The sequence below is a fragment of the Arenimonas sp. genome, assembly GCF_044348765.1.
Lineage (GTDB): Bacteria > Pseudomonadota > Gammaproteobacteria > Xanthomonadales > Xanthomonadaceae > Arenimonas.
Window position 1 is genome coordinate 1 of the sequence record NZ_JBIKSE010000079.1, and the last position, 3158, is coordinate 3158.

Consider the following 3158-nt stretch of genomic DNA (forward strand, 5'->3'; position numbering starts at 1 on the left):
CAGTCGGGGTCGGTCATATCCGCGACCAGCACATCGCCGGGCTGAAGCTTGTCCATTTCGGCGATGCTGCGGATCACGCGGGCTGCACCGGCACCGATCTTGTGACCGATGGAGCGTCCCTCGACCAGCACTTCGCCTTTTCCGCTGAGGTGGAATCGTTCAATCTGGGTATGGTTGCCGCGTGATTTGACGGTTTCTGGACGGGCCTGCACGATGTAGAGCTTTCCGGTCATGCCGTCTTTGGCCCATTCGATGTCCATCGGGCGTTGGTAATGCTCTTCGATGACCAAAGCCTGGCGCGCCAGTTCTTCGACATCGGCATCGCTGATGCAGAAACGGTTGCACAGGTCCTCGGGAGTCTGCTCATTGCGCACGCGCTCGCCGGCGACAGCCGAGTACACCATGCGGATCTGCTTGCTACCCAGGGTGCGGCGCAGAATGGCCTGTTTGCCTTGGCGCAGGGTCGGCTTGTAGACGTAAAACTCATCAGGATTGACCGCGCCCTGGACGACGTTCTCACCGAGCCCGTAACTGGCGGTAATGAACACGACATCGCGGAATCCGGACTCGGTATCCAGGGTGAACAGCACGCCAGACGAGCCAATATCGGATCGCACCATCAATTGGACGCCGGCCGAGAGGAAAACGTCTTCGTGTTTGAAACCGTGATGCACCCGGTAGGCGATGGCACGGTCGTTGTAGAGCGAAGCGAAGACTTCTTTGACCTTGGCAACTACGTCTTCCGCGCCGCTAACGTTAAGAAAGGTTTCCTGCTGGCCGGCGAAACTGGCATCGGGCAGGTCTTCGGCAGTCGCAGAAGAGCGTACGGCGACAGAAACTTCATCGGCACCGGCTCGGCGGCATAGTTCGGCATAGGCTTCGCGGATGGCGGTGTCTAGTGACGGCTGTAGGGGGGCATCCATGACCCATTGTCGAATTTCACGGCCCACATCCATCAGCGTACCGACATCATCGATGTCCAGTCCATCCAGACGATCATAGATGCGCTGGCTGAGGGTATTGAATCGGATGAATTCTTCAAAGGCGTCGGCGGTGGTGGCGAAGCCGCCAGGAACCGAGACGCCGAGCTGGCCAAGGTGGCCGATCATTTCGCCAAGGGAGGAATTTTTGCCACCGACTTGCGCCAGATCGGAAAGGCGCAGGTGGTCCAGCCAAAGTACCGGGGTAGTCAAGACGCATCTCCTGGGCGAATTCAGTGTGCATTATAGCCCAAGGCACCCCATGCATCCGACATTCTCTGGCAGCTGCAAATGGGGCACAATAGGGTACGCAATCCAGAGGAGCAGGCATGCGTCCCGTATTCTATGTGTCGGACGGCACCGGCATCACCACTGAAACCATCGGCCATAGTGTGCTGGCGCAATTCCAGGGCATTCAGTACAGCGCGCGGCGCATTCCGTTCGTCGATAGCATGGACAAGGCGATGCATGCGGCTGCGGTGATCGAGGCCGAGCAGGAGCGAAGCGGTCATCGTGCGTTGGTGTTCACCAGTTTGGTCGATCCCGCGGCGGGTGCGGTCATCGCGGACACCGGTGCGTTGATGATGGACGTCATCGGACCATTCGTGCATCCGCTCGAGCGCGAGCTCGGGGTTGGACGCACGCCGCGCGTTGGCGGCGCGCATGCCTTGGTGGACTACAAGGCCTATGAAGATCGCATCAACGCCACCAACTTTGCCCTCACCCATGATGATGGCATTAGTTATAACTATACCAATGCCGATCTCATTCTAGTAGGTGTATCACGCTCCGGGAAAACACCGACCTGTCTTTACATGGCCCTGCATTACGGGGTCAAAGCCGCCAATTATCCCCTGACCGAAGAAGATCTTCAGGCCGAGGGCCTGCCAAAGCGATTACAACCATTCCGTCAGAAGCTTTTCGGTCTGACCATCGATCCCGGGCGGCTTCAGCAGATACGGCAGGAACGGAAGCCTGGATCCAAGTACGCGACCCTGGCCCAATGCCAACAGGAAGTCAAACGGGCCGAAGCCCTGTTCCAAAGCATCCGTCTGCCACATCTTTCAACCACCAATATGTCGATTGAGGAAATTTCCAGCAAAATCCTCGCGCAATTGGGCATCCAGAACCAGCTTTACTGATGCGGGCGCCGGATGTCACCGGACTATTCGACAGACTCAACCGGTTCACCTGGTTGATGGATCTGTATGCCGATAATTTCAGGCGCCTACAAGAATTGACCGATTTCGACGCGCTCACCCCTGGGGTTTTTCTTTCGGAAGGGCAGGACGGCTTGCTTTTGCGTCTGGAGGTGATGGCGCGCCACCATTACACCCTTGAGCTTAAGCTCAGCTACACCTTGCGGGATGACCGGACCGGAGCGCTTGACCCATCGGCGATGATTCGGATTTACCTGGACTCGGCCCAGGCCGAAGTCAGTCATTGTTACATCGGCCGTCGTTGGCAGGATGTGCTCGGAATCCACCCAAGCCCGGGCCAGATGGTTTCCCATCGGCTGCGCATGAACGGCTTTCTCAACAAGTGGTTGCTATACCTCAAACAACAGCAGCATGGAAGGTCCAGCTGGCAGGCGGAGCCGCCAATCATGGAGTTCACCGGAAGTTAATGTTTTTTCCTTGACAGGCTTGACGCCCCCTGAAAACCTGCCTATAATTTTACCTCTCACAGCACGTGGGGCTATAGCTCAGCTGGGAGAGCGCTTGCATGGCATGCAAGAGGTCATCGGTTCGATCCCGATTAGCTCCACCAATGTGACCGTTTTTATAGGCTGCTGTCCCCATCGTCTAGAGGCCTAGGACATTACCCTTTCACGGTAGCGACCGGGGTTCGAATCCCCGTGGGGACGCCACAAATAGAAGACCCGCCGCAAGGCGGGTTTTTTATTCATAGAATTCTCGGAATCCGCCAACTGTAAACTCTCTGTGAAATCGCCGCTTTCGGTATATCGTATAGCCGGATGCAACCTATGATCAAATACGTGCCAGGCACAGAGGATTAAATGGATACGGTGTTCAGAAATCAGAAGGTATTTCTACTGCTTATTGTTGCAGCCGGTCCTGCTTTTGGGGCGAGTTTCGATTGTGCCAAGGCAACGAAACCCCAGGAAGTGCTCATTTGCGCCAGCCCTGAAATCAGTCGCCTGGACTCGGCCATGGC

3 protein-coding genes and 2 tRNA genes are annotated in these 3158 nt (G+C 56.6%); 4 read left to right on the top strand and 1 reads right to left on the bottom strand.

From position 1 onward, the window contains the following. On the bottom strand, positions 1-1193 hold a 1193-nt coding region (locus tag ACIQ0Q_RS08555; protein WP_395772519.1), incomplete at its 3' end, for a PEP/pyruvate-binding domain-containing protein. Between the two features lie 116 nt (positions 1194-1309). Here ACIQ0Q_RS08555 and ACIQ0Q_RS08560 point away from each other — a divergent pair. The 4 genes from ACIQ0Q_RS08560 (at position 1310) to ACIQ0Q_RS08575 (ending at position 2850) form a co-directional block, all read left to right on the top strand. Continuing rightward, positions 1310-2122 carry a pyruvate, water dikinase regulatory protein gene (locus tag ACIQ0Q_RS08560; protein ID WP_395772520.1) on the top strand — a complete coding sequence of 271 codons (813 nt, stop codon included), beginning with the start codon at positions 1310-1312 and terminating at the stop codon, positions 2120-2122. Next, on the top strand, positions 2122-2607 hold the full coding sequence (locus tag ACIQ0Q_RS08565; RefSeq protein ID WP_395772521.1) for a DUF1249 domain-containing protein: 486 nt from the start codon (positions 2122-2124) through the stop codon (positions 2605-2607). Before ACIQ0Q_RS08560 ends, ACIQ0Q_RS08565 begins: the two co-directional genes overlap by 1 nt. A 67-nt stretch (positions 2608-2674) precedes the next feature. Next, positions 2675-2750: transfer RNA gene (locus tag ACIQ0Q_RS08570), tRNA-Ala, on the top strand. A gap of 24 nt (positions 2751-2774) precedes the next feature. Next, positions 2775-2850: transfer RNA gene (locus tag ACIQ0Q_RS08575), tRNA-Glu, on the top strand. The last annotated feature ends 308 nt before the right edge of the window (positions 2851-3158 follow it).

Excerpts from the sequence above, each read along its gene's own strand:
- ACIQ0Q_RS08560 (WP_395772520.1), top strand. The coding sequence starts at position 1,310 with ATGCGTCCCGTATTCTATGTGTCGGACGGCACCGGCATCACCACTGAA.
- ACIQ0Q_RS08565 (WP_395772521.1), top strand. The coding sequence starts at position 2,122 with ATGCGGGCGCCGGATGTCACCGGACTATTCGACAGACTCAACCGGTTC.